This window comes from Arthrobacter pascens (genome assembly GCF_030816475.1).
GTDB lineage: Bacteria > Actinomycetota > Actinomycetes > Actinomycetales > Micrococcaceae > Arthrobacter > Arthrobacter pascens_B.
In genome coordinates this window covers 2292456-2317529 of the sequence record NZ_JAUSXF010000001.1, presented here as the reverse complement: position 1 = coordinate 2317529, position 25074 = coordinate 2292456, and the positions used below count along the sequence as shown (strand labels likewise).

The following is a 25074-nucleotide window of genomic DNA, read 5'->3' as shown; positions in this document are numbered from 1 at the left end:
ATGCCACACTCGAGGAAGCCTGCACCGCGATCCTCGATCATTCATAGACAGACTTACAAGGAGTACAGCGTGAACCGCATTCAACGAGCACTCGAGGCTCTCCTCGAGCGAATCGACACCCCCTCACCAATCGTGCTGGCGGACGTGATGCAGGAGAACATCGACCGCATGCAGGCCTTCGCAGCCCGGAACAACCTCGACGTCAGGCCACACGTCAAGACGCACAAGTGCGTCGAAATCGGCCGGCGCCAGATCAAGGCGGGCGCGGTCGGGATCACCGCGGGCAACGTGGGTGAGGCCGAGGTCTTCGCCGCGGCCGGGTTCGACGATATCTTCATCGCCTACCCGGTTTGGGCCGCTGGCACGAAAGGGCCCCGGATCCGCAAGCTGGCCGAGACCACCCGGTTGCGGGTCGGCGTCGACAATATCGCAGCGATCAATGCCCTTGCCGACGCGATGGGAGACGAACCCGGGCTGCTGCAGGTCGTGATTGAGGTCGACTGCGGGGCCCGGCGCTCCGGAGCTCCCCCCGAGGTTGCGGGTGACCTCGCCCTGGCCGCACGCAAGCGCGGCCTAGTCCCGGCCGGGGTCTTTACCTATCCGGGTCATGGCAGCGCGGGTCCGGACGCCCGCAAGGGTGCAGCGGATGACCAGGACGCAGCCCTCATCGTCGCGGTGCGCAGACTCGCCGCAGCCGGAATCACCGCGGAGGTGGTCAGCGCCGGCTCCACACCCACCGTGGAATTCGCCACCGACAGCGTCATCACCGAGATCCGGCCCGGCGAATACGTGTTCAATGACCTCGGCAACGCCCGGCTCGGTGCCTGCACCGAGGACCAGATCGCACTGTTCGTCGCCGGCACCGTGGTCAGCGACTGGGTCCCCGATCAGGTCATGCTCGATACCGGCACCAAAGCCCTCGGCCGCGAAGGCAGCCCCGAGATCGGCTACGGCGGAATTGCCGGCACCACCGCCGTCCTGTCCAGGCTCAACGAATATCACGGATTCCTCCCCTTGCCTGACGGAGACTTCCGCCCGGGCGTCGGGACCGTGGTTCCCGTGGTCCCCAACCACGTCTGCCCGGTGGTGGTCAATTTCGAGGAATACATCGTCACCGACAGCACCGGCACAACGCTGGAACGGTGGCCTGTCGACGCCCGCGGATTCAACAACTGACCAGGTATGGGGCGGGAATGCCCGCCCCATACCTGCACCCTCCAACTACTTATCCACGAAGGAATGCCTGACATGAGACTTGATAAGACCACGGCCCTGGTCACCGGTGCGAACAGCGGAATCGGGGAGGCGGTATGCTCCCACTTCCGCCGGGAGGGCGCCCGGCTGCTGCTCACCGGCCGCAGGGAGCAACTCGACAGCGCCCAGCCCGATGACCTGTACGTCCCGGGAGACCTTAACGACGAGGCGTTCGTCGAAAGCCTGGCCCGGCAGGCGGCCGAGTCTTTCGGCACCGTGGACGTTGTTGTCCTCAACCACGGCCTGCAGGTCAGCGGCCCGCTGACGGAGATGGCCTACGAGGATGCGAAGAACGTGCTGCACAGCAACCTGCTCAGCTCCTTCCTGGTGATGAAGCACTTCGCGCCGCTGATGCCCGCAGCGGGTGGCTCGTTCGTCCTCGTGAGCTCACGGCTCGGCATGGTAGGCATCACCGATCAGGTACTGTACTCCGCAGCCAAGGGAGGGCTGATCATGCTCGCCAAGGGTGCAGCGATCGAATGGGCCTCACGCAACATCCGTGTGAACGTCGTTGCACCGGGTCTGACCGCGACCCCGATCATCGAAGCATCGTTCCAGCGCAGGGAAGACCCCGAGGCCTACCGCGCCCAGCGTGAGGGCCAGATCCCGCTCCAGCGCCTGGCCACACCCGAAGAGATCGCCGACGCCATCCTCTTCCTCGCGTCGAAGGAATCGTCCTACATCACCGGAGCGGTCCTGCCCGTCGACGGCGGATACACCGCCGCCTGAACAGCTGGTAATGGCAACCAGTTCAGCGAGCCGGCAGCCCGCCAGTCAGCTGCAAGAACCAAAACCTCATCACGGAAAGCAAGGTAGAACCATGACAACACTCGAAACAGACGTCGTCATCGTCGGAGTCGGCTCTGTAGGAAGCATGGCAAGTTGGCAGCTCGCCTCCCGTGGTCAACGGGTTATCGGGGTAGACCGGTTTTCGATCCCCGGACCCTTTTCCGGTTACGCCGGCGAATCACGCGTTTTCCGCAAGATCTACGCTGAAGGCGGGCATTACACACCCCTCCTGCAGAGGGCACAGGATCTCTGGCGTGAGCTGGAGAAAATCAGCGGAACGCGGCTGCTTAACACCACGGGTGCTGTCAGCATTCTCAATGAGGACAATCCGCGGTTCGCATCGCTCATGGCCGCCTCGAAAGACAATGGCCTCGATTACGAAATTCTCCGGGGCGACGAGGCGAGGACAAAGTACCCCGACCACGTGATCAAGGACACGGATGTCACGATCTTTGATCCGGAAGGAGGCTACCTGAAGTCTGAGAGGGCAGTGACAGCGGCCCTGGCCGAGGCTACCCGGCTTGGCGCTCAATTCCTGGGAAACCGGAAAGCGCACAGCGTTGAAGCGTACGGTGACCGGTACATCGTCCGGACCGATCAGGAAGAAATCATTGCCTCCCGGGTGATCGTCTCGCAGGGTACAGGTGCGGGCGCAGTCTGCAAGGAACTCGGTGTTCACCTTTCCGTTCGTCCGCAGGTCCTGACATGGTTCCCAGCTGTGGACCCGTCTATGTGCAGGGAAGACCTGCCGGTCTTCCTCCGGAGGGCGGAGGATGCGGGAAGGTCAGACCGGGCCCTCTTCTACGGGTTCCCGAGCGCTGACGGCTGGACAGTAAAAGTGGCAGGGAGCGTTTATATGGACGAAGTCGAGTCCATGGAGAAGCCTCTTAGTTGGGATCCTCAGTATTTGGACCCGATCCGGGCATGGGTCAAGGAATTCATTCCGGGACTGAATCCAGAACCGGTGCGGGTCGCTTTGTGTGCCGACGGTTATACGCCAGACGACACCGGGATGTTGGGGACGGTTCCGGGAATGGAAGGCGTTGTGGTGGCGGCCGGCTTCTCCGGTCACGGCTTCAAGATGGCCTCTGCCCTGGGGGCTGTTGCAGCCGATCTCGTGCTGGACGGAACAACGGCCACCGACGTCAGCTTTATGAACGCTTCCAGGTTCCTCGGACCGGACACGCAACTCACGTCACTGGCTCTGAGCTGACAGCTTATGCAAACGGAGTTTGACGTTGCGGTAATTGGCCTGGGTGCCATGGGCAGTATGGCCCTCTGGCAACTGGCTGAAGATGGATTGAATGTCATTGGGTTCGAACAATTCGGGGTTGGCCATGATCGCGGGGCGGTGGGAGGGGAGACGAGGCTATTCCGCCGGATGCAAACCAGTCGCCCCGATTACACTCCGATTATCGACATCGCTCGTAGTCAATGGCTTAACCTGCAGGAGTTTGCCAACGTCCAAATCCTCAATGAGACTGGCGGTTTGACCATTGGCCTCGCTAATGACCCAAGGCTAATCGCCTTCCGGGCAGCAGCAAGGGGAGCCGGCGTCGAGACAGAGACACTTGACCGAAAGGAGATGAACGATCGGTTTCCCGAACACTGGCTTGACCACGATGAGGTCGGAATTCTCGACCCATCGCAAGGATTCATCCGCTGTGAACAGGCAGTTTTGACCGCCGTCGCACGAGCACGGGCGCTGGGGGCCAGCGTCCAGGACTATTCGAAGGTCCGCATCGAGCACGCCACGGCGGGCGGGGTGCTCTTGACCGACGGTCAACGTGAGTGGCGGGCCAAGAAAGTAATCGTCACTACGGGCTCCTGGTCAAGGGATCATCTTGGTCCAGGGCTTCGGGACAGGAGCCGTCCACGACGTATCAAGTTGACCTGGTTTAGCCCATTGCCCGGACACGATTTCGGGCCAACGACCTTTCCGGTCTTCGACCGTCTCGTTTCGGACGGGATTCTCTATGGAGCGCCAAGTCTCGATACCGGTGGGTCGGTCAAAATTGCACCCGGCGGTGCACCCACTGAAATCTCAGGGCCGGATGACTACCCCCGCGGCCAGACCGTGGATGAGATCCTGTACATGGAAGAGCACGTATCGCGATATTTTCCGGGACTCCATAAAAGCCCAATCCGGGCCTCTGCCTGGACGGACTTCTACGTGGATGATTGGATTCCTTTCCTCGGTTTTCTCCCTCACAGCCAAAATGTCGTCATCGCAAACGGGTTTGCTGGCTTCGGATTCAAGATGTGCCCTGGAATTGGACGAATTGCAGCGGACATAGTCCAAGGAAAGATCGATACAAGGTTTCAATTCATGGATCCATCACGTGCAATCGCCGCAATCACCGGACCGCCTCGTGGGAGCTCTTACTCTTACGGGAGTCAGGATCTGCCGAGTGCCCGTAGGCGCCTGTGCCGGACGGGAGCACCTGCAGGGGACCGTTGAGTGCTTCGTCCAATGCTGTAATCTGCGCCTGGACGAAGGCCTGGGAGATGGCGGTTTTCGGTTCCATGGAGTCGAAGTTGTGGTAGGCGCCGGGCGCTACGCGAACCGTGCATGCGACGCCGGCCTGATGCAGTCGCCGGGCGTAGGTGGCGTCCTCGTCGTGGAACAGGTCGTTGGTGCCGACGCCGATCCATGCGGGCGGAAGGCCGGAGAGGTCGTCGTAGCGCGCCGGCGCAGCGAGCGGGGGCACGTTGCCGTCCGCGGTGGCCTTTTGCGTGTTTTCGGGAGTTCCCTCTGTCCGCAGGGGCTGCTGCGGTTCGAGTCTCATCCGATCCCGCGAAGGCACGATGCCGTCGGGGGAGCCCGCGGACCCATAGGAGGCAATCCATACGCCATCCGTGGCATTCTCATGCCTGCATTCTTGCCGCGGAAACAATCCCTGATGCTGTCCCGCCTAGAGCAGCTGGAACCGGCTAGGCGTCGATCACCAGATCGGTCCGGGCGGTGGAGCAGCAGGGCAGGAACTTGCCTGCACTGATTTCCCGTGCCCGGATCCCGCCCTGGTGGTTCATCTCCACCTCCCCGGAAAGCTTGACGACCTTGCAGGAGCCGCACATGCCTTCCTTGCAGTTCGCGCCGATCCTGACGCCCGCACGCTGGGCCACCCCGAGGATGTGTTCGTCGGGGTCGATGCGCACATTGATGCCGGTCCGCATGAAGGACAGGGTGAGGCTTCCTGTTCCGACAGTGTCGAAGCTCGAGGCATCGGGGGACCCGGCCTCCGTCGCCACGGTCGGATTGCCTTCGGGGGCTTCTGACGCGGGCGCGTCCTCGTCGGCGGTTTCCAGCGGCAGCCCGGTGGCCTTCAGGGTGCCCTCGGCGTCGTAACCCGGCTCGTAGAGACCGAACGCGGTGGGCTGGCTTTCGTAGTAGTCCTCGGCGGAATCAGCGATTTCCTCGGCGATTTCCTCCGCAATGTCCACTGCAAACGCGAGCTCCGCCTGGTACTCAAGGATCGTTTGGCGGTCTCCGGAGAAGAATTCCATGTAGATGGAGGTGTCGTCGACGCCGACCTTCCTGAGGAGTTCCGTGGCGGTGTTCAGGTACCCCTCGGGGCCGCAGGCGTAGACCTGGCGGCCGTTGGCATCGGGGGCCACCTCATCGAGCATTGCCGCCGTCAGCCTTCCGGTGAGCCCTTCCCACCCCTCGGGTACGCTGCGGTCGCCCAGGGAGTAGAAGACCTTGATGCGCGAGTCCACGGAGGCGACGTAGGCCAACTCCTGGTGGAAGGCAAAGCCTCCGACCTCCGCTCCGTGGTAGAGCACCACCACATCGGCCTGTCCGGGCAGGGAGTGGATGGTCCGCAGCATCGACATGATGGGGGTGATGCCTGCGCCAGCGGCCAGCAGGAGGTACCGTGCCCGGCGGTCGGCGTCGGGCAGGTGGAATGCCCCTACCGGTCCGAGCATCTCGAGAACGGTGCCGGGTTTGACGTTCTCGTGCACCCACGGTGAGACGAGTCCAGCGGGGTCGCTTTTGACGGTGATGTTGAAGGTCCACGGCTGCGTGGGCGAACTGGACAGTGAGTAGCTGCGGTCCACCGGATCCTGGTCCTCGCCGTTCAGGGGAAAGGCGACGTTCACGTACTGGCCAGCACGGAACGCCAGCGGCGCACCGTCGCAGCGGCGGAACACGAAGGTCATCATGCCGCCCGCCTCGGGAACGGTCTCGACACATTCGGCCATGAACTCCTGCGGGTGCCAGGGGCCCAGTGCACGGGCGGCACCTGCGGCTCCCTCGGTGCTGCCCATTACCCTGTTCCACGGCATCTCAAGACCGCGAATGCGCTGTGGTTCCTGAATGGCCGTCTCGGTGAGGAGTTCAATCATGCCAAGTGCTCCTGCACGCGCTGCACGTACCAGTTGATGAACGCCTCCACCTGGTATTCGCTCTTCATGTAAGGGCCGGGCTCGTAGGCGGGGCTGCCGGCGCCCGTCTGGCACAGCTCCACGAACGCCTTGTCCTGCAGATTGGTCTGCTTCCAGGTGTAGGTGAGTTTCTCCAGGTCATAGTCGACGCCTTCCTCGGCGTCGTCAGCCACCAGCCAGGTGGTGCGCACGAGTGTCTGGTGTTCGTTGACGGGGAAGACAGCGAACGTGATGACATGATCCCCCTGGAAGTGGAACCAGCTGTTGGGCTGCAGGTGCATCGAGCAGCGGCCAAGCCGGAAGTCCCGCAAGTCGCCGAGCAGCTTCTTGGAGAGCCTGCGCCCATCGGGCGAGAACGATTCGCCCTCACCGTCGAGCGATTCCCGTGAGATGCGGATACCAGCTACGCGTGTGTCGAGCTCCTCCACCACCTCATAGGGAAGGCCATAGCGGCGGCAACGTTCCTCGAGCGAGGACTGGGCTTGCTTGTTGCGGTCCCATACTTCTTCAAGATGGGCCGGGATCAGGCCCTCCGTCAGGCCCCAGGTGGGAAAGAGGGAACAGGCGAGCTCCGGGTGGCCGTCACAGTGGTAGCACTCACGGTTGTTCTCCATGACGAGCTTCCAGTTGCCCTCCTCGACGATGTTCTGCTGGTAGGCGATTTTCGTCTTCGACAGATCGTGGGGCGCGAGGTAAGGCTCGAAGATCTTTGCGGTTTCGTCAAAATCCGCCGGCGGTTCGTTCGCAATGCAGACGAAGATGAGTCCGGCCACCACGCGGCTGTGGGCGCGCTTGAGGCCAAAGCAGCCCTTGTCGAACTTCGTTTCCCCCGGTGCCGAGGCGTGGATCAGATTCCCCTCCGGGGAGTAGGTCCAGGAGTGATAGCCGCAGACCAGGTTTCCTGTTGACCCGGCGGGCTCGGTCAGGACGCGGGCGCCGCGGTGGCGGCACACGTTGTGCAGGACGTTCACGCCGCCGTCGTCGTTGCGCAGCACGATCAGGGAGTAGGGCCCGTAATCGACGGTGATGTAGTCGCCCGGCTCCGGGAGTTCGGCGATGCTGCCGGCAAAGATCCAGTGCTGGCCAAAAATGGCCTGCATGTCGATGTTGAAAATCGTCGGGTCGGTGTAGAAGGGGGCATCGAGGGAATATCCCACGCGCCGGAAATCGAACAACTCTTTGATTTCCGCCAGCTGCTCGGCAGGCAATGATGAGGCGAGTTTTCCGCGTGAATTGAGGGGCAAGACTGGAGCAGACATGTGTTTCCTCCCGGGAGGCGTGGATAAGCGTGCGATTCGTTGCGACCACAGCTGCGTGGGTGCAAGCGGTGTTGTCGAAAACCTTGTAGTCACGAGATTAGGGCCGATCGATCTGCAGCAAAAGCGCAACATTTAGGAGATAACAGTGCACAATGGGTGCATGATCGATCCACGCCTCATAACACTCCGCGTCTTTGCCCGGTGCGGCACTGTTGGCGCAACCGCGGAGCTCACGGGTTATTCTCCCTCGGCCGTGTCAGCGCAGTTGCGGGAGCTCCAGCGCGTGCTTGGAATGCAGCTGCTGACGAAGGACGGCCGGGGTGTGCGGCTGACCGCCACGGGCCGCTTTCTTGTGGCGGGTTCGGACAACCTCATTGCCGAATGGGAGAGCCTGCGCGCTGCGGCCATGGAGGCCGGCGACCAGGTGCAGTCCCGTTTTGGCCTCGGTGGATTCTCCACGGCGGCCGCCCAGTTGCTCGCGCCGCTGGCCGCCACCTTACGCGCAACACGCCCCCTGCTGGACGTGCAAGTACTCGAGGCCAACCCCGCCCGCTGCTTTGACTTGTTGGTTGCCGAGCGAATCGACCTCGCGGTCATCGTCGCCATGCAGTCCGACACCTATGTTGAGGACGATCCGCGCTTCGAGCAGACCGTTCTGCTCGACGATCCTCTGGACGTGATCATTCCCTCCGATCATCCGTTGGCATCGCGGGAAACGGTGACGCTCGAAGAGCTGGCGTCGGAACCCTGGATCACCGAGGCTGCCGGTTCCACCTACCATTCGCTGTTCACCGCGGCGTTCACGGCAGTCGGGGTGACGCCGCGGATCGCTCATGAGGCCATTGAATGGGAAACCCAGATCGCCTTCGTTGGTGCTGGGCTGGGGGTTGGGCTGCTGCCGCGACTGGCGCCCCTGCGTGGCGCCGAAAACGTGGTTCGACTGCGCATTACCGGCAAGGGGAAGCCCGCGCGCCGCATTGTCGCTGCTGTGCGCAGGGGCAGCATCGCGTCGCCCCTGATCCAGGAGTCGCTGGGCATCCTTCAGGCCAGGGCCAATCGGATCCTCACCGCCCGACCCGAAGACGATCTCTGAAAGCGGCCGCGCTTCCGTTGCTGCCTCTGGATCCTGCGTTAAAGGTCGACGCAGGCAAAGCACCGTGAACGACTCGCTTTGAACCACGCCCTGGCACGTGCCGTGCCCGCGTGAAGGCTACATCGGTGGCCCTGGCCAGCGCTATGTGGTCCCCGTGCCCCATGCAATCTGCCCTGGCCCCGCCGTCGGTCGCAAGCATTGGCATTCGACAGAAGGCGCGACGAACCGAGCAACTGCTGAATCCGTTAACCACTGCACCGTTCCGGTTGGCCGGGGGTAATAACACTAAGAGCTGCTCTTATATCTGATTTCGCCTCTTGATATATGAGTCCTATACTAGGTCTGAATCCGCGGAGGATGGATCGTCAAACTCGATGAGGAGTGGAACAGCATGCAGCAACTCGCGCACCGGCTCGAACGTCTGGGCACCGAAACTGCCTTCAGCGTCGCCCAAGCCGCAGCCGCCTGGAAGGCGAAGGGGAACCTTGTGTTCCCCTTCCATCTCGGTGACATCAACATCCCGACGGCGCCACATATCGTCGAAGCGATGAACCGCGCCATCGCCGACGGCTATACGGGCTACTGCCCCGGCCCCGGCATACCTCAGTTGCGCGAGGCCCTCGCTGAAGATCTCGGGACCCGCCGGGGTATCGAGTTTTCTCCCGACAACGTCGTGGTGATGACAGGCGGCAAGCCTGTTATCACGAAGTTCCTGCAGGCGGTCATGAACCCCGGCCAGGAAGTGCTATATCCCAATCCCGGCTTCCCGATTTACGAATCGCAGATCGAATACCTCGGCGGCACAGCTGTGCCCTACAGCTACGTGCCCACTAGCACGGGCTTCGCGATCGACATCGACCAGGTGCGCGCATCGATCACCCCGAATACTGTCGCAATCATCTACAACGACCTGCAGAACCCAATCTCGGCAGAGTCGACGGCGGCCGAGCGGGCGGCAATCGCGCAGCTCGCTCAGGAGCATGATCTCTGGGTCCTCTCCGATGAGGCGTACTTCGAGACGCGCTATGAGGGTGTCTCGAGCTCGATCGCGTCACTTCCCGGGATGGCGGAGCGCACCGTGATCCTTTACACCTTCAGCAAGAAGTTCGCTATGACCGGGTCCCGCCTGGGCTGCGCCGTCGCCCCTATCGAGATTGCCAGAATCCTGAGCACACTCAACACCAATGACGAGTCGTGCACGACGCACTATGTGCAATGGGCGGGCATCGAAGCGCTCCGTGGCACACAGGAACCTGTACAGCAGATGCTCGATATCCTGCGCGTCCGCCGGGATGCCGCATGCCAGCTCGTGAACGACATCGCCGGCATGCACGTCGCCGTGCCGCAGTCGACGTTCTACCTGTTCCCCGACGTCACCGAGGTCATGCAGCGCATGGGTTACAACGCGGTTGGCGATTTCGCCTCCGCAGCCCTGTACGAAACCGGCGTCTCCTTCTGCACACGTGAGCACTTCGGCCGCCGCCAGCCCGGCGAGGAGCGTCAGTACATCCGCCTCGCCTACTCCGGCATCGACGTCGCCGATATCAACGACGGCCTCGGCCGCCTGCGCAAATGGATCGAGACGGCATGAGCCGGGTAGTCGTTACGGGACGTATACCCGAAACCGCACTCGAAAAGCTGCGCGCAGAGCACGAAGTAGACGCCTGGGAGGGTCCGGAGTCGATTGGCCGTGAGGAGCTCCTGCGCAGGGTGGCTGGCGCAGATGCCGTGGTTAGCTTGCTTACTGAACGTATCGACGCCGAACTGCTCGACGCCGCCGGACCGCAGCTCAAGGTCGTCGCCAACGTTGCCGTCGGCTATGACAACATCGACGTGCCCGCTTGCACCGAACGGGGCGTCGTCGCCACTAACACACCCGGCGTACTTACGGAGGCCACGGCCGACATCGCGCTTGGCCTCATCCTCTCAGTGACCCGACGGCTCGGCGAGGGGGAACGGCTCATCCGCTCCGGCCAGGCCTGGAAGTGGGGCATGTTCTTCCTGCTCGGCAGCAGCCTGCAAGGCAAGACCCTCGGCGTTGTTGGCATGGGCGGCATAGGCCAGGCTACCGCGCGCCGTGCCAAGGCCTTCGGCATGGAAATCGTCTACCAGTCACGCCGCGAGATCGACCCGGTACTTGCCGACGAACCGGGCGCCCGCCGGGTCGAGCTCGATGAGTTGCTGGCCACCTCCGACATCGTCTCGTTGCACTGCCCCTACGGTCCTGCCACGCATCATCTGATCGGCGCCGAGCAGCTCGCCGCGATGAAGAGCTCGGCATACCTCATCAACACCGCGCGCGGACCGATCGTCGATGAAGCAGCCCTCGCTTCTGCCCTTCGCGACGGGCAGATCGCGGGCGCCGGACTCGACGTTTTTGAGAACGAGCCCAGCGTGCACCCTGGTTTGGTCGAGCTCGAGAACGTGGTGCTCGTACCGCACTTGGGCTCCGCCACCGTCGAGACGCGCACAGCGATGGCGATGCTCGCAGCCGACAACACCCTGGCCGTGCTCAGCGACGAACAACCGCCCGCACCGATCAACTAGGAGCAACTGGCTAACCCGAAGCCACGCAACAACGCGGCCAAGTAGGCATTCCCTCTCCTGGGACCGGAAGTTCAGCGGGCGGCTGTGGCTGTCAGGGCTGTTGCTGGATCTTGCTCAGTCGTGGCGCCGGCTCCGAAGCCGGCGATTGCGATCATTTTGGTTCGTTCGTTGGGGAGGTGGTTGGGGTGGTGGAAGACGAGGATGGTTTCGTCGGGCGTGGGGTGGAAGAACATGCCATGGCCACCGTCTTCGGCCCACAAGGGTTCGGGGTCGTGGTCCCAGGGACCTTCGATGGTCTCGTTCCTGGATCGGGCCAGGCCCATGGACTGGGAGTGTCTTGCGAAGGATCGTTATTGAGCCTCGAACCAAGGCAGCGGTTTTAGTCACTAGGCCGAAAAATTGAGACGCCCCAATCGCGGAGCATCGCCCGTCCACTCGCCCCACATCACCTAACGCTTACATCTTCGGGCGGCAATGGGACACCCAGGGCACAGCCTCCCCTCACGACTCCAGGCTGGGCTCCCGAGAGGACGAGATGTATCGACGACACGGCCAATTTCGATGCGAGCGGATTAGGGATACCATCTGAGTAGATCGCGACGGCCTCAGGTCGAGTGCATCCGGCGGCGCACGTACTGACCACTTCGTCGAGCATGACAGTACCCCCGTGTGCCTTACCGCCCCAGTTGGCATTGCTAGGTGCCAGGAGAAGTCGGAACATCACGCGCGGCCCGGTGCCTTCATCGGGGTACACCTGGGATGCCATTGCAGGGAACATTCTCTCGTGAGGGGTGCCCACTCCCGGATGTTGGCCTTTCACTTAGAGGTGATACTTCGGAGAGCCTCGAGAATGTCGATGGCTCGGCCGTCGTCCGGACCCTGCATCTCGTTAGTGACGAACCCGAACCCGATCTTCGCCTCTGAATCAGCGAAGGCCAACTGGCCGCCGGCACCGTCGTGACCGAACGAGGCCGAGCTCAGGAAAGGACGCGCGGGGGCATCCACCATGAATCCGGTCGCCCAACGCGCAGTGTCCAGCCGTTCCGGCTCGAAGTAGGACGCTCCGCTGGACTGAACCGCTGTCATGTCCGCAATGACCGATGGGTCGAGCGGCAGCGTGTTCGCTGTTTCGATCACCGTGGAAGACCAGATGGAAGCCAGCCCGCGCGCGGTGGCGATCGCTCCTGCTCCCGGAATGTCCGCAGTTTGAATATCAGGGTCGTTGAAGCCCTTTCCCGGCTCAACCAATCCGAGAGGGAACGCGCCGCCGAGGGTGAGGCAACGGGCGATCTCGAGGTCATTAGGGTCAGAGTCAAGCGCCTCCGCGGTCAGTTCGGTGGACGGAGCGATATTAGCCACGCCTGCACGCCGGTCCGCAGGAACGCCGAACCACGCCTCCGCGCCCATGGGACCCGCGAGCCTTTCCTGCAGCATGGTACCAACGCTCTTTCCGCTCACCCGTCGTAGCACCTCGCCGACGAGCCAACCATAGGTCAGCGCGTGATAGGCCCAATTCCGCCCGGTTTCCCACAGCGGGGCTTGAGCGGCTAGCTCTTCAACCACGGGATACCAATCAACGATGTCTTGTTTGCTCAGATCCCGCACGGGATAAGGAAGGCCCGCCCGGTGAGAGAGCAGGTGCCGGACCGTCACGTCGGCCTTCCCTCCTTGCGCGAACTCCGGCCAGTAGCTGGCGACACGAGCGTCGAGATCGAGCCTGCCCTCGGCCACCAACTGCGCAGCAAGGACCGCCACCAACCCTTTGCTGCACGAGAAGACCACGGTGGATGTCTCCCTCTGCCAGAGGCGACCTGTGGCGTGGTCTGCGTAACCTCCCCACAGGTCAGCGACGGTTTCCCCGCCCACCTGGATTGCCAGCGCCGCGCCTCCGCGCGTGGTCTTGGCGATAGCAGCCGCGAACGCTTGGGCGACCTTCTCATAGCCCTCAGCGACGAAACCAGAAACGGTCAGGGGCGCATCGGGGTCCGTATTCACACTGCTGCTCGTCACGTATTCCTCCTTGAACATGTGTAGATGAGAAAAGCATCGATCTGCTCTCGAGGCTGCGGAACCATCGGGGAACTCCTGCCATCTGTCGTTGATCGTCGGTTGAGTCCGCCGACTTGCGACGCGGTTCTACAGGTAGAGGCGGCGAACTCTCTGAGATATGGCTTGACGCCGGCTGCTCGATCCACCAGTCGAACCACACCAGCGCCGGATCGTACTTCTCGACCAGCTCGGGGACTCGAGAGCTCCAGTCGACATGGAATTCCTCGTTCGGTGGCCCATCGAGGGACCGCCCTCCCCGGCTCGCCGCCGCTGTCCTGCGGTCGCCCAGCACGGAGATCCTCCTCATCCGTGCAAGAAGTCGTGACGGGGTAGGCGAGCCTCGTCTTCGAGGTAGAGCCGCACGACCGGACCCGCTGCGGTCTGCGATTGGGCCGGCAACGTCACATCAAGCGACTCAGCGGATCGCTGCCAAGCAACCTCATCGGCAGAACCGAGCACTCGAACCTCCCGGATGCCTCGGGTAAGGAGGCCGGCGCCGCTCCCAAACGATCGGATTCGCGCGACCCCGTCCTCGGGATGTGCAAGCAATGTCGCGTAAACGTAGTCGCCGGTGACGTGCGTCCGTGTCGTGAAACGAACATCCGCGGCCGTGTACTCGGGCGAGGAGCTGTCAACGAATGAGCCGACCGTGACCACGGTCGGGCCCTCGCCGGGAATCGTCCACGGCCGGCTGCCGTAGATCGCTTCGCCGTTTCGCGTCAGCCACTCCCCGATGGCCTGGAGGAGCCGACGTTCCTCTTCCGGGATGGTGCCATCTGGCTTCGGTCCGACGTTCAAAAGGAGCACGCCGTTCTTCGACACGGTGTCAGCCAGCTCGGCAATCAGCTCGTGCGCGCCCTTGTACTCGTGTCCCTCAACCCAGCTCCAGGAGGTGCGCGACACCGACGTGTCGTTCTGCCAAACGTCGTCGCGGATACCGCCCATGGTCCCGCGTTCGATGTCGTAGACAGCGCTCCCCTTCGCGAAGGCGTTCCACTTGAAATTAATGACGACCTCACGACCCCACTCGGCGGCGCGGTTGTAGTAGTACGCGGCGAAACGACGCAGATACGGCTCGAAGGCCGGCGACTCTATCCACCAGTCGAAGTAGAAGATCTGCGGCCGGTACTTGTCGACGATCTCGACACACCTCAGAAGCCAGTCCTCGAGGAAGCGCTCATTCGGCGCGATCTCCTCACGCTGGGCCGGACCGTAGAAGTCCGCGTAGGCGGGATCGCGAACGTCGGAGTCGAAGCGGCTGCCCCCGTTCATGAAGAACCAGTGCTCTGCGCGATGACTCGACGCGCCGACAACCATCCACGCATGATCGACCGCGTCGCCGAGCTGACGAAACACGTCCTGGCGCGGGCCCATATTCGTCACGCTCCACCGCGAACGATCGGTGTCGTACAGGGCGAAACCGTCGTGGTGCTCGGCCACCGGCACCACGAACTGCGCGCCGGCCTCCTTAAACAGCGCGGCCCAGTCGTCGGGCCGGAACTTGTCCATCGTGAAGCTCGGGATGAAGTCCTTGTAGCCGAACGCATTCTGCGGTCCGTAGGTCTCGACGTGATGCTCGAATGCCTTCGTCCCTTCGAGGTACATGGAGCGGGAGTACCACTCGTCGCCAAAGGCGGGGACGGAGAACACTCCCCAGTGGAGGAAGATCCCGAACTTGCCGTCGTGGTACCACAGAGGTGACCGGTACCTCTGCAGCGACTCCCAGGTCGAGTCGTAGGGCCCGGCGTCGATGACCTGCTTCACGGCGGCCAAGGCTGCGGTGTTATTAGAAACATCGACCTGATCGGGGAGGTCGTCAGGGTTGATCAAGGGCAACGTCATTGTGGATCCTTCTCGGGAGCGTCATTGAAATCGAGGTCGTTGGACCAGACCAACCCGAATGGTGGTTGACAGCCTGGGCGTTCTGCAGGACAGTGTACCCCAGTCCTTGGAGCGTTCCAAGGCTGTCACTGTTCAAAGGAGAATGGACATTGGGCCCGCACAACGGCAACGAGCCGTCAACCGGGTGGGTCTACCTGGATCCCCAGCTGGTCGGACCCCTCCAATCCGCCACGCAGGCCTCAGTCGGCGCGGGGGCCTATCAGCCCCGGGAATCGTCGCCCGCATTGGGCACCGGTGTGCCCATCGCCTCCAACGGCGGCAGGGACTTCGCCGGCAACCCGCTCGCCGCGGTCCCCAGCATCGGTGCCTACGAGAAGGCCACCACGAATCTGGTTCCCAATGGCAGCTTCGACTCGGGGGCCCTCGCTCCCTGGACGCTGAGCGGGCCAGGATCATCGCTGACCACGGGCACCCGGTTCAACGGCACCTCGGCCTGCAGACCGGCAACGCGAACAGCGGAGTCAACAACGTCGTCAGCGGGCTCACTCCGTCAACGACGTACCTCCTCTCGGCATGGGTCAAGGTGGGTGTCGCCGGCGAGCAGGTCGCGATCGGGGTCAAGAACCACGGCGCGGCGGAGACCTTCACTCAGTCGACCGACTCGACGTGGGCACTCACTACCGTTCCGTTCACCACGGGACCAAGCAACACCACGGCGACGGTCTACTGCTACAAGAACGCCGGGACCGGCCCGGGCTTTTGCGACAACTTCAGCATCGTCAAGCTGACGAACCCCGCAAACCGGGTCGTGAACGGGGACTTCGAGACCGGCTCGCGAACGCCGTGGGGCCTGTCGTCGACGGTCCCCGTCAGTGTGACGGCCTCAGCTGCCCACAGTGGGTCGTTCGGGCTCCTGACCGGAGCGGCGAACAGTGGGGTGCAACAGACGATCAGCGGGCTCCAGCCAGGCACGACGTACGTGCTCACCGGGTGGCTGCGCGCCGCGTCTGCCGAGCAGATTGCTCTCGGCGTCAAGTCTTTCGGCGCTGCCGAGTCATTCCACGCGCTGGCCGGGGCGACATACGGTCCGGCGGCAGTGGTGTTCACCACGGGCACTGCCAGCACGCAAGCAACCGTCTATTGCTACAAGGGCGCGGGATCGGCGGCGGGGGCATGCGATGACCTCGCGGTGACCGCGGTGGGCTAGTCATCATCTCGATGTGTGGCTGTGTCGGCAACCGACCGACATGGTCACCCTTCGCGCCGCACCGCATCGCTGTCCTTGGTAAGCTGCTGTCTTTGGTACGCTCCAAATAGGCCGCTGGCCGATGAATCTCCAGGCAGCGACAATGATCAAAGGACGGGAATGGGTCGGCAAGTAACATTAGAGGACGTCGCCGCCGAGGCGCACGTCTCCAAGAGCAGCGTTTCGAACGTGATCCGAAACCATCCGAACGTTCGGGAGTCGATGCGCCAGCGTGTCAACGCGGCCATCGACAAACTCGGCTACCGGCCGCAGGCCATTGGTCAGAATCTCGTCTCAGGGCGGACAGGGCTCGTGAGTCTTGCGATCCCCAATTTTGCACAGCCCTACTTCGCCGAGTTGGCGCGGGCCGCGGTTGCCGCAGCCGACGAGGCCGGGATGCGCCTGATCGTTCAGCAGACCGACAATCTCTTGGAGCGTGAACGTGAAGCTGCGGACTCGTGGAATCTGGGCTCCGCAGATGGTCTCATCTTCAGCCCGTCCGTCATCGAGGACAAAGAGATCGAGGTGAGGCGCGGTCGCGCCCCGCTCGTGCTGTTGGGCGAGCGATCGAAGTTGTCCTCCGTTGATCGCGTCGGTATTGACTCTGTGGCGATCTCACACACTGCCACCAAGCACCTGTTGGATCAGGGCCGGTCGCGACTGGTGATGCTAGGCGACAAGACGTTCGGTGACCCGTTCGTGGTATCGGAGCGTGAGGCCGGTTTCCACCTGGCGTTGGAGGAGGCCGGCCTGCGCGAAGCCGGGCCCGTCACGGCCGTTCGGGATTGGACCCGCGAAGACGGAGCCCGCTCGATCGAAGAGCTCCTCGACGCGGGCGTCGAGTTTGACGGGGTTTTCTGCGCAAACGACCTGCTCGCACTGGGGGCGATGTCGGCGCTTCGGCGACGCAGGCTGAAGGTCCCGGAGGACGTCGCAGTGATCGGAATCGACGATATCGAGGATGGCCGGTTTGCTTCACCGACGCTTTCCACGATGTTCATCGACAAAGAGTGGATGGCGCGTGAGGCGATCCGGCTGCTCGCCAAGCAACTCGCCGATCCAGACTCGATCCCCGAACAACTCAGCGTTCCATTCCACCTCGTCGCGCGCGAATCAACCACCTCGCCGCGCTGACTTGACAAAACCCCCTGGCAAAGTCATTCTTTAGATGCGCCCATTTGGAGCGCTACAAATTCTCAATGGAGAGGACACCATGAATCACAGCACCCGACCTGATCGCAGTGATGTTGCTCGTTCAGGCAGCACTGGAGGCCGTCGCGGACGCCTGATCGTGGGAGCTGTGGTCGCCCTGTCCACGCTCCTGATGACGGGCTGCGCGTCGACCGGCGCAAGCGGAACCGACCAGAAGACCGTCCTGAAGGTGTACGGCTGGAAGGGCGGGGACGCCGAGCCCGCGAACGTGAAAGAGATCAACGCCGCCTTCGAGAAGGCGAATCCGGATATCTCGCTCCAGTACGAATTCATCCCGTCAGCTGCATATCCCCAGCGTGTGCAGTCGGAACTTCTCGCCGGCAACACCGCCGACGTCATCATGACCGACTCGGCCAAGGTTCCGGACTGGGGATCCTCGGGATACCTCGAGGATCTGTCTTCGCAGCCCTGGGTGAGCGGTGTGCGCAAGGAAATCAAGCCGTTCGTTGAGAACGAGGGTAAGACCTATGCGATGCCGATGGAGGTGATTGGCATTTCGCTTTTCGCCAACAACGCCCTGCTGCAGAAGGCAGGAATCACCTCGACGCCGACGACGTGGCCCGAGTTCGAGGCGGCCCTTCAGAAGGCGAAAGACGCCGGCATCACACCAATTTCTTTGCCCAACAAGGGCGGGTGGACCGGAGACGCAGCGATCAACGCCATTGCCGCCTCCCTCGTCTACAAAGACCACCCGGCATTCGACGCGGACTTCGTGCAAGGAAAGGCGTCTTTCTCTTCATGGAAGTCCTCGCTGCAGCAACTGATGGATCTGCAGTCGAAGGGGTTCGTTGACTTCAAGAGCGAGCTCGGCGTTGATGAGTGGAGCACCGGCATCTCGGACTTCCAGGCGGGCAAGAGCGCGTTCTATGTGCAGGGCGCGTGGAACCAGTCAACGTTCACGAAGGCCGGACTGGACAGCTCGTTCATCCCGTGGCCAGCCACCAGCAAGGCCGATTCGAACGCGAACCTGTTCGTCGGGACGATGTTCAGCGTCAATGCCAAGTCCAAGGTCAAGTCGGCGGCAGAGAAGTTTGTCGAGTTCTGGTCTGAGAGCAAGAACGCCTCGCTCTACCTGGAGGCCGAGAATGCGGTGTCGCCGTTCACCAACGGCGACACCCCGTCCGGACCGGCGACGAAGTCCTTCGTTGCGGCGGTGAACGAGGGAAGGTACCGCATCCTTCCGTCCAACACTTGGGCGTCTGCCGCGGGCGAGAAGACACTGCAGGAGCAGGTCCAGGCCCTCTGGCTGGGTCAGCAGAGCATCGATCAGACGGTCAATAACCTCGACGAGAAGCTCAAGCCCACGAAGTAGGCAACTCCGGCAGGGGCCGAGTGGCATCCCGCTCGGCCCCTGCCGTTCAGTTCAATTGAAGGAAGATTCGATGATCCACCGCAGACCGCTCGTAGCCCTCGCCTTCATGGCCCCGGCCCTGGCGATGTACCTCGCCATCATTGTGTACCCGCTGGTGCAAGGGCTCGTGTTGAGCGTCACGAACAGCAAGATCGGCAATGCCGGCGACTTCGTCGGAGCGGCGAACTACCTCGCCATGGCAAAGGACGGCAACGTCATGCGGGCATTGGGCGTCACGGTTGCCTATGCGGTCGTGGTGGTCATCGCACAGAACGCGATCGGTCTGGGCCTGGCCAGGGCTCTGTTCATGCGCCCGCGCGTCCGCCAACTGGGCAGCACGCTCATTCTCGTTCCCACTCTGATGTCGGCCGTGATGGCCGCGTTCGTCTGGAACTCGCTGCTCGCACCAGACGGGGCCGTCAACTCCCTCCTTAAATCGCTCGGTTTGAGCACGCTCACGCACGTATGGCTCGGCGATCCCTCAACGGCACTCTGGGCGATCGCGCTGGTCAACATCTGGATGTTTTCGGGCTATTCAGCTGCCATCTTTTTAGCCGGGTACATGAACCTCCCGACCGAACTCCTCGACGCATCGAGCGTGGATGGAGCAGCAGGCTGGCGCAAATTTGTCTCGATCGAGTGGCCGCTTCTCGCCCCGGCCACGACCGTAACCGTCACCTTGTCCCTGCTCGGTTCGCTCAAAGTTTTCGAACTCCCCTTCGTGATGACAAACGGTGGGCCAGCCGGTTCAACCACGACTCTGACCATGCTGATCTTCCAAAAGATCTTCGGAGGACAGGGAAGTTTCGCGTATGGCGCTACCATCGCCGTCCTCCTTCTGGTTGTCGTCGTGCTCTTTGCCGGAGCCACCCAATCCCTTCTTCGACGTCGCGAGGAGCGAATCTAATATGGAGAACACAACGATCACGGCACCCCCGACAGCCCCGACGGCATCACGAGCGGAACGTCGAGTCGGCGCACGACGAGTGTGGCGCGGACCCTTATCGCTGGTCGGCGATGTGATCCTGGCCATCGCCGTCGTCCTGATCTTCGCCCCGTTCGCCTACACAGTCCTCACGTCGTTGCGCCCTCCGTCCGACGTGATCAACGATCCGCTTGGCTGGCCGACGAGCCTGACGATCGATAACATCACTAACGCCTATTCGAAGATGAACTACACCCAAGGGTTGCTCAGTTCGACCATCGTCCTGGCGGGCGCGTTGATCTTCACCATCATCGTCGGATCGCTTGCCGCGTACCCGCTTGCACGTATTACCCGATCGTGGACGACGGGGGTGTACCGCCTCTTCATTGCGGGATCGACGATTCCGATCTTTGTGTTACTTGCCCCGCTGTACCTCCTGCTTCGAGACGTTGGCCTTCTGAACAGCTACGCGGGAATCATTCTCGCCTACACCGCCATCAACCTTCCGGTCGCGATCTTCTTCTACACCTCGTTCTTCCGACAGATTCCGATCGAGCTTGAGGAGGCCGCCGCGATCGATGGATCAGGACCGGTGCGCACGTTCTTCGTTGTGCTGTTCCCCCTCCTCCGGCCCGTCACCGCGACCCTTGCCACGTTCCTGACTCTCAGTGTCTGGAATGACCTGATCATTCCACTGGTCTTCGTCCAGGATCCGTCGTTGAAAACGGTAATGGTCAATGCCTACTCCCTTGTTGGGAGTCACACCTCGGACCCGAGTGTGCTCTTCCCCGCCGCGCTGCTCGGCGTCGCGCCACTACTCATCGTGTTTGCCTTCTTGCAGCGGCACGTCGTCAGCGGACTCACGATGGGTGCCGTGAAGTCCTAACAATGGCGCACAACAACTCACAACAGGAAACCGCTCTCCACCCCACGTACCCAAGCCACGACCCGATCGAACGGTCCGAGTTGCGCATCCGTGACCCGTACATCGTCGAGTACGAGGACCGCTACCTGCTCTTCGGGACCACGGATCCGAGCCCCTGGCACGGACCGGGTTCCGGGTTCGACCGTTACGAGAGCGATGACCTTGAGCGGTGGAGGGGACCCTTCCCTGCCTTTCGCCCGGGTCCCGGATTCTGGGGCGAAACCCAATTTTGGGCGCCCGAGGTGCATTTCTACAACGGTGCATGGTGGATGTTTGCGACGTTCGCCGACGGCGCGGGCCGCCGCGGCACCCAGGTGCTGGCGGCATCAGCCCCAGACGGTCTGTTCCAACCCTGGAGCGAGGGACCTGTCACTCCGAGTGGGTGGATGTGTCTTGATGGCACCCTGTTCCAGGACCCGTCCGGTGCGCCATGGCTGGTCTTCTGCCATGAATGGCTTCAGGCAGGGGATGGCGCGATTTATGCGCAGCGTCTCAGTGACGACTTGCGAACCTCGAGAGGGGCTCCGGTTCTCCTGTTCACTGCCTCCGAGGCGCCCTGGACACGACCCTTTCGCAATGAAGAAACGGGTTACGACGACCTCGCGTTCATCACCGATGGTCCCTTCGTGATTCACGATGACGCGGGGCTTGCACTCCTCTGGTCCAGCGGCGGCGAAGGAGGCTATTCAGTCGGCGTGGCCCGCAGCTCCACTGGTCTCATAACCGGACCATGGGCGCACGAACCGCAACCCCTCGTTGGGTCTGATGGCGGACACGCAATGCTGCTGACGACACGAAATAGTAGCTTTCTGGTGTTTCACCAGCCCAATGAACTTACCTTTGAAAGGCTTACCATCCGACTCGTGGCTGAAACCAACGGGATCTACCGGGTCCCGGCTGCAGATGCCGACTATTCCAACTGAACAAAACAATCGCCTCGCCCGGCGTAGTCGAGCGACCTTTCCTTAGTGTCCGTTTTTGACCTGATCGGGAGATCTTGTGAATCAGAGAAATTCGGTTGACTTCGTTGGGCCTCGTGATGCGGAACTACTTGAAGGTCCCGTCCCGCACTGTCCAGAGCACAGGTGAATCGCGAATATTTGATGAGTCTCACCGCTGAGAACTTACTTCGTCCGTATCTCATGGAGGCGGGGTTGTGGCGATACTCCGGTTCTGTAGGGGACAACTGTCGGAGAGACTGCAGCCGACGGCCCCGAAACTTGGCACTGGGGATGGGAATCGCCCACGAGTGATCTTCGCGGTCATATCCTCGGTCACTGGTTATCGGCCGCAGCCTACTTGTCAGCACACGACGAGGAGGTGCGCGCGCGAGCCAACCATATTGTCAAGGAGCCGGTCAGATGCCAGGAGGCGAATGGCGGTCAGTGGGTGGCTGGGACTCGGCGCGGATATATGGACCGGGTTGTGCAGGGTCAGCAGGTGTGGGCGCCCCAATACTCTGTCCGAACTCGAGATCGTGCGCTTGCCGGCGCAATACCGCGAAGTCCTGGTCGGGGCCTCCGGAAGCTAATCCCAGTGGCGCGCCACAACAAGTTGCTGTAGCTAGCCGGCCGCCGCATCAGCCAACTCGCAAGGCCTCTGGCGGATTTCGGTCCGGCGTCTTGGAGTCCCGGGCGGCATACGATACTCCTTGGGCCGTCGTAATCCTCGCGGACGGTGTTGGACGGCCGCTGATGCCGACGTCGGCGGACAGGATAAGTCCGTCAAAATCACCCGGGGCGGGGAGTCCGATCCTTGCTGTCGTAACCACCAGTGTCGACATGGAGCGTCCGGCAAAACAGATGCTCGTGGGCTGTCGTGCGGGAACATGCAGGATCCGCTCAACGCTGCCGTCCGGCCGGTACCGGTTGATCCGGCCGGCGCCCCAAATAGCCACCCACAAGTGGTCTTCCGTGTCGATTATCATGCCGTCCGGACTTCCGCCGGAGACAGTCGCGAACTGCTGCGAGGCTCCAAGTTCACCGCCGGCAGTTTCCACCTCGAAGCGCGTGATGGTGCCTGTGGGGCTGTCGGCCAGATACATCACTGACCCGTCGGCGGTGAAGGCGGGGCCGTTCGGGATGGTCAGTCCGGTGAGGACCGTGCTGATGCTTCCATCGTTGTTGACGCGGTGCAGGGCACCTGCCCCCGGGGTTGCGTCAAGGGCCATCGTCCCGGCCCAGAAGCGTCCGTGCGGATCGCAGACCGCGTCGTTCATCCGGACGGCCGGTCCCGGGGTGCCTTCTGCGGCCTGCGGGCTTTCCAGTTTCACCAGCCACGTGAGCTCACCGCCGTCGAGGATCGCGATCCCGTCTCCTGTAGCCGCCAGCAGCGCAGTATCCGATCCGGCGATGGGCGCCACGGCGCCGAGGGGCACGGGAAGGACCTGCAGCAGGACGGCGCCATCCGGGGAGGCCGGGTCGATGTGCCAGAGCTGGCCGCGCAGGATATCGACGGCGATAACACGGCCGTCCGGCAGCATCCGCGGCCCTTCACCAAGCTCCATCGGTGCCCGGTTGCACGCCTTCCACGGCGGATAGTAGTGGTCTTCAATGTCCGGGGTCATGTCTGCCTTCATCGGAGGGCTGTGCCGTTTCCGGCGTCGAGCAGTGCAAGTTCAGACCGGGTGGGGAGCCCTTCCCAGTCCCCCCTGCTTGACACAGCGAACGCCCCCAGCGTGTTGGCCAGATAGAGCCGTTCTTTCGCGCTGAGGCCGGTCAGCAGCCCGGAAATGTAGCCGGCCGTGAAGGCGTCGCCTGCACCCACGCTGTCGACGGCGGTGGCAGGGCGGGCGGGGGAGTGGACCAATCCGTGCCTTCCATGGAGGGTGGCCCCGTCGGCGCCGAGTTTCAGCACAACTTCGCGTACCCCCAGGCTAAGGAGTGCGGATGCTGAATCAGCTGGTGCGGCGGCCCTGTCTTCGATGAGGAGGCCCACTTCGTCGGGGGAACCAATAATCACATCGACAAAGGGGATCAGTGCACGAAGGGCCGCCGCAGCTTCCTCCCTGCTCCATAGTTTCGCCCGATAGTTCACGTCGAGCGTGACTGTGGCCCCTTCCCCCTGCGCTGCAGAGGCTGCCTTCAGGACCGCCTCCGCTGCACTCGCACCCAAGGCGGAGGTGATGCCAGTGATGTGCAGGATGTGGGGATTTCCGGCCAGTGCGGGTGCGAGGTCATCGATGGTCAGTGCCGAGCCTGCGGAGTTCTGCCGGTAATAGCCGACTCTGGTCACATCCGGCAGCCGCTGCTCGAAGATCAGGATCCCGGTCTGCCGGCCGGGGTCAGTGGTGACGTGGTCCTGTCCCACCGACTCGGCCCGAAGGGTGCGGCGGATCAGCTCACCGCCGGAGTCGTCACCGACGCGGCCGGCCCACTGGACGTCGTGGCCAAGCCGTGCCAGCGCTGTGGCCACATTGGATTCCGCGCCGGCGATCGTGGCGCTGATGTTCGGGTTCATGGCCAGCGGGCGGTCGGCCCTCAGCGCAATCATGGTCTCGCCGAATGTCAGGACGTCCATGGATGCCGGCCCTCTGCGTGGTGGCTTTGAGCGGAGCCGGCCTGAGCCAACCCGATGAATTTCCGGGCCCGGTCAGTGAGCTCGGTCAGGTTGCCGCCGCGTGGCGCGTCACCGGTCAGCGGGCTACCTGCCCCCACGGCCAGCGCGCCGGCCCGCAGGTATTCCGTCACGGAATCCGCGGCAACACCTCCCACCGGGACGAATTCGATGTCAGGGAAGGGGTCCCTCAGCGCCTTCAGGTAGGCGGGGCCGCCAACGCTGGCGGGGAACAGTTTTACCGCGGTTGCCCCTTCGCGTGCGGCGGCGTAAACCTCGGCAGGTGACAGCGCGCCGACGAGTAAGGGAAGTCCGAGACTGGACGCCGCGTCCGTGCTGGGTGCGAGGCACGGGGTGACGATGAACCGGGCGCCCGCGTCCCGGGCTTCATGCACCTGCCCGGATGTGAGGACGGTACCGGCACCGAGGAGGGCCCGTCCGGCGGCGGCGTCGTGGATTCTGCCGATGACTTTCAGGGCCTCTGTGGTGGTGAGGGAGACTTCCAGGATGGTGATCCCGGCATCAATCAGGGTCATGGCGGTGTCGAAGCAGGCATCCGGGTTGTTTCCCCGGATGATGGCGAGCAGGCGGTTGTCCCGCAGCCTCGCCAGCAGTTCAGAACTCGCGTCGTCCATGAG

The 25074-nt window shown here is 62.8% G+C and carries 22 protein-coding genes and 1 pseudogene; 14 read left to right on the top strand and 9 right to left on the bottom strand.

The features are described from left to right. Positions 1-69 precede the first annotated feature (69 nt). The 4 genes from QFZ40_RS10685 to QFZ40_RS21655 all read left to right on the top strand — a co-directional run bounded on the left by QFZ40_RS10685 (position 70) and on the right by QFZ40_RS21655 (position 4504). Positions 70-1176 (top strand): alanine racemase, encoded by a 1107-nt coding sequence (locus QFZ40_RS10685; protein ID WP_306904339.1) that lies wholly within the window; start codon positions 70-72, stop codon positions 1174-1176. Between the two features lie 72 nt (positions 1177-1248). Continuing rightward, positions 1249-1983 (top strand): SDR family NAD(P)-dependent oxidoreductase, encoded by a 735-nt coding sequence (locus QFZ40_RS10680; protein WP_306904338.1) that lies wholly within the window; start codon positions 1249-1251, stop codon positions 1981-1983. Positions 1984-2074: 91 nt separating this feature from the next. Next, entirely contained in the window at positions 2075-3256 is a 1182-nt protein-coding gene (gene solA / locus QFZ40_RS10675; protein WP_306904336.1) for an N-methyl-L-tryptophan oxidase, read from the top strand. Positions 3257-3262: 6 nt separating this feature from the next. Further along, positions 3263-4504, top strand: a complete 1242-nt coding sequence (locus tag QFZ40_RS21655; protein WP_373427422.1) for an FAD-dependent oxidoreductase — start codon at positions 3263-3265, stop codon at positions 4502-4504. Here the strand turns inward: QFZ40_RS21655 and QFZ40_RS10670 are convergent. The 3 genes from QFZ40_RS10670 to QFZ40_RS10660 form a co-directional block, all read right to left on the bottom strand. Next, the gene (locus tag QFZ40_RS10670) at positions 4401-4832 is read right to left on the bottom strand and encodes an alpha/beta hydrolase fold domain-containing protein (RefSeq protein ID WP_306904335.1); all 432 of its coding nucleotides are present in this window, start codon (positions 4830-4832) and stop codon (positions 4401-4403) included. The two genes, QFZ40_RS21655 and QFZ40_RS10670, sit on opposite strands and share 104 nt — an antisense overlap. Positions 4833-4977: 145 nt before the next feature. Then, positions 4978-6393, bottom strand: coding sequence for a ferredoxin reductase (locus tag QFZ40_RS10665; RefSeq protein WP_306904333.1), 1416 nt, complete (start codon positions 6391-6393; stop codon positions 4978-4980). Next, positions 6390-7691 (bottom strand): aromatic ring-hydroxylating oxygenase subunit alpha, encoded by a 1302-nt coding sequence (locus QFZ40_RS10660; protein WP_306904331.1) that lies wholly within the window; start codon positions 7689-7691, stop codon positions 6390-6392. The genes QFZ40_RS10665 and QFZ40_RS10660 overlap by 4 nt, the downstream gene beginning before the upstream one ends. A gap of 160 nt (positions 7692-7851) precedes the next feature. On the opposite strand from QFZ40_RS10660, the gene QFZ40_RS10655 reads away from it, so the two are divergent. The 3 genes from QFZ40_RS10655 to QFZ40_RS10645 all read left to right on the top strand — a co-directional run bounded on the left by QFZ40_RS10655 (position 7852) and on the right by QFZ40_RS10645 (position 11331). Beyond that, on the top strand, positions 7852-8784 hold the full coding sequence (locus QFZ40_RS10655; protein WP_306904330.1) for a LysR family transcriptional regulator: 933 nt from the start codon (positions 7852-7854) through the stop codon (positions 8782-8784). Between the two features lie 391 nt (positions 8785-9175). Continuing rightward, positions 9176-10375 carry a pyridoxal phosphate-dependent aminotransferase gene (locus tag QFZ40_RS10650; RefSeq protein ID WP_306904329.1) on the top strand — a complete coding sequence of 400 codons (1200 nt, stop codon included), beginning with the start codon at positions 9176-9178 and terminating at the stop codon, positions 10373-10375. After that, positions 10372-11331, top strand: coding sequence for a 2-hydroxyacid dehydrogenase (locus tag QFZ40_RS10645; protein ID WP_306904328.1), 960 nt, complete (start codon positions 10372-10374; stop codon positions 11329-11331). The genes QFZ40_RS10650 and QFZ40_RS10645 overlap by 4 nt, the downstream gene beginning before the upstream one ends. Before the next feature lie 71 nt (positions 11332-11402). Here the strand turns inward: QFZ40_RS10645 and QFZ40_RS10640 are convergent, their stop codons facing one another. The 3 genes from QFZ40_RS10640 to QFZ40_RS10630 form a co-directional block, all read right to left on the bottom strand. Continuing rightward, a complete protein-coding gene (locus QFZ40_RS10640; protein WP_306904327.1) occupies positions 11403-11654 on the bottom strand; it encodes a hypothetical protein in 252 nt (83 codons plus the stop codon). Positions 11655-12147: 493 nt separating this feature from the next. Then, on the bottom strand, positions 12148-13341 hold the full coding sequence (locus tag QFZ40_RS10635) for a serine hydrolase domain-containing protein (protein ID WP_306904326.1): 1194 nt from the start codon (positions 13339-13341) through the stop codon (positions 12148-12150). A 342-nt stretch (positions 13342-13683) separates the two neighbouring features. After that, positions 13684-15222 carry an alpha-L-fucosidase gene (locus QFZ40_RS10630; RefSeq protein ID WP_306904325.1) on the bottom strand — a complete coding sequence of 513 codons (1539 nt, stop codon included), beginning with the start codon at positions 15220-15222 and terminating at the stop codon, positions 13684-13686. Between the two features lie 583 nt (positions 15223-15805). On the opposite strand from QFZ40_RS10630, the gene QFZ40_RS10625 reads away from it, so the two are divergent. The 7 genes and pseudogenes from QFZ40_RS10625 to QFZ40_RS21650 form a co-directional block, all read left to right on the top strand. Further along, entirely contained in the window at positions 15806-16429 is a 624-nt protein-coding gene (locus tag QFZ40_RS10625; RefSeq protein WP_306904324.1) for a carbohydrate binding domain-containing protein, read from the top strand. A 159-nt stretch (positions 16430-16588) separates the two neighbouring features. Continuing rightward, positions 16589-17602, top strand: coding sequence for a LacI family DNA-binding transcriptional regulator (locus QFZ40_RS10620; RefSeq protein WP_306904323.1), 1014 nt, complete (start codon positions 16589-16591; stop codon positions 17600-17602). Between the two features lie 79 nt (positions 17603-17681). Next, complete coding sequence (locus tag QFZ40_RS10615) at positions 17682-18992, top strand: ABC transporter substrate-binding protein (protein ID WP_306904321.1); 1311 nt, start codon at positions 17682-17684, stop codon at positions 18990-18992. A gap of 70 nt (positions 18993-19062) precedes the next feature. Next, positions 19063-19938, top strand: a complete 876-nt coding sequence (locus tag QFZ40_RS10610; protein WP_306904320.1) for a carbohydrate ABC transporter permease — start codon at positions 19063-19065, stop codon at positions 19936-19938. 1 nt (position 19939) lies between these two features. Further along, positions 19940-20842: a carbohydrate ABC transporter permease gene (locus QFZ40_RS10605; RefSeq protein WP_306904319.1), complete on the top strand. Its 903-nt coding sequence runs from the start codon at positions 19940-19942 to the stop codon at positions 20840-20842. A 2-nt stretch (positions 20843-20844) separates the two neighbouring features. Further along, positions 20845-21804, top strand: coding sequence for a glycoside hydrolase family 43 protein (locus QFZ40_RS10600; RefSeq protein ID WP_306904318.1), 960 nt, complete (start codon positions 20845-20847; stop codon positions 21802-21804). 319 nt (positions 21805-22123) lie between these two features. Continuing rightward, positions 22124-22444: pseudogene (locus QFZ40_RS21650) on the top strand (beta-L-arabinofuranosidase domain-containing protein); the annotation flags it as partial. A gap of 16 nt (positions 22445-22460) precedes the next feature. Here the strand turns inward: QFZ40_RS21650 and QFZ40_RS10595 are convergent. From QFZ40_RS10595 to QFZ40_RS10585, 3 genes are read right to left on the bottom strand one after another with little or no spacing between them, the layout of a single operon-like run. Beyond that, the gene (locus tag QFZ40_RS10595) at positions 22461-23447 is read right to left on the bottom strand and encodes an SMP-30/gluconolactonase/LRE family protein (RefSeq protein WP_306904317.1); all 987 of its coding nucleotides are present in this window, start codon (positions 23445-23447) and stop codon (positions 22461-22463) included. Positions 23448-23455: 8 nt separating this feature from the next. Then, positions 23456-24400 (bottom strand): sugar kinase, encoded by a 945-nt coding sequence (locus QFZ40_RS10590; RefSeq protein WP_306904316.1) that lies wholly within the window; start codon positions 24398-24400, stop codon positions 23456-23458. After that, complete coding sequence (locus QFZ40_RS10585) at positions 24388-25071, bottom strand: bifunctional 4-hydroxy-2-oxoglutarate aldolase/2-dehydro-3-deoxy-phosphogluconate aldolase (protein WP_306904315.1); 684 nt, start codon at positions 25069-25071, stop codon at positions 24388-24390. The genes QFZ40_RS10590 and QFZ40_RS10585 overlap by 13 nt, the downstream gene beginning before the upstream one ends. Between the last annotated feature and the right edge of the window lie 3 nt (positions 25072-25074).

Coding starts and splice junctions, on each gene's coding strand:
- QFZ40_RS10680 (WP_306904338.1), top strand. CDS start 1,249: ATGAGACTTGATAAGACCACGGCCCTGGTCACCGGTGCGAACAGCGGA.
- solA (WP_306904336.1), top strand. CDS start 2,075: ATGACAACACTCGAAACAGACGTCGTCATCGTCGGAGTCGGCTCTGTA.
- QFZ40_RS21655 (WP_373427422.1), top strand. CDS start 3,263: ATGCAAACGGAGTTTGACGTTGCGGTAATTGGCCTGGGTGCCATGGGC.
- QFZ40_RS10670 (WP_306904335.1), bottom strand. CDS start 4,832: ATGAGACTCGAACCGCAGCAGCCCCTGCGGACAGAGGGAACTCCCGAA.
- QFZ40_RS10665 (WP_306904333.1), bottom strand. CDS start 6,393: ATGATTGAACTCCTCACCGAGACGGCCATTCAGGAACCACAGCGCATT.
- QFZ40_RS10660 (WP_306904331.1), bottom strand. CDS start 7,691: ATGTCTGCTCCAGTCTTGCCCCTCAATTCACGCGGAAAACTCGCCTCA.
- QFZ40_RS10655 (WP_306904330.1), top strand. CDS start 7,852: ATGATCGATCCACGCCTCATAACACTCCGCGTCTTTGCCCGGTGCGGC.
- QFZ40_RS10650 (WP_306904329.1), top strand. CDS start 9,176: ATGCAGCAACTCGCGCACCGGCTCGAACGTCTGGGCACCGAAACTGCC.
- QFZ40_RS10645 (WP_306904328.1), top strand. CDS start 10,372: ATGAGCCGGGTAGTCGTTACGGGACGTATACCCGAAACCGCACTCGAA.
- QFZ40_RS10640 (WP_306904327.1), bottom strand. CDS start 11,654: ATGGGCCTGGCCCGATCCAGGAACGAGACCATCGAAGGTCCCTGGGAC.
- QFZ40_RS10630 (WP_306904325.1), bottom strand. CDS start 15,222: ATGACGTTGCCCTTGATCAACCCTGACGACCTCCCCGATCAGGTCGAT.
- QFZ40_RS10620 (WP_306904323.1), top strand. CDS start 16,589: ATGGGTCGGCAAGTAACATTAGAGGACGTCGCCGCCGAGGCGCACGTC.
- QFZ40_RS10615 (WP_306904321.1), top strand. CDS start 17,682: ATGAATCACAGCACCCGACCTGATCGCAGTGATGTTGCTCGTTCAGGC.
- QFZ40_RS10610 (WP_306904320.1), top strand. CDS start 19,063: ATGATCCACCGCAGACCGCTCGTAGCCCTCGCCTTCATGGCCCCGGCC.
- QFZ40_RS10605 (WP_306904319.1), top strand. CDS start 19,940: ATGGAGAACACAACGATCACGGCACCCCCGACAGCCCCGACGGCATCA.
- QFZ40_RS10600 (WP_306904318.1), top strand. CDS start 20,845: ATGGCGCACAACAACTCACAACAGGAAACCGCTCTCCACCCCACGTAC.
- QFZ40_RS10595 (WP_306904317.1), bottom strand. CDS start 23,447: ATGACCCCGGACATTGAAGACCACTACTATCCGCCGTGGAAGGCGTGC.
- QFZ40_RS10590 (WP_306904316.1), bottom strand. CDS start 24,400: ATGGACGTCCTGACATTCGGCGAGACCATGATTGCGCTGAGGGCCGAC.
- QFZ40_RS10585 (WP_306904315.1), bottom strand. CDS start 25,071: ATGGACGACGCGAGTTCTGAACTGCTGGCGAGGCTGCGGGACAACCGC.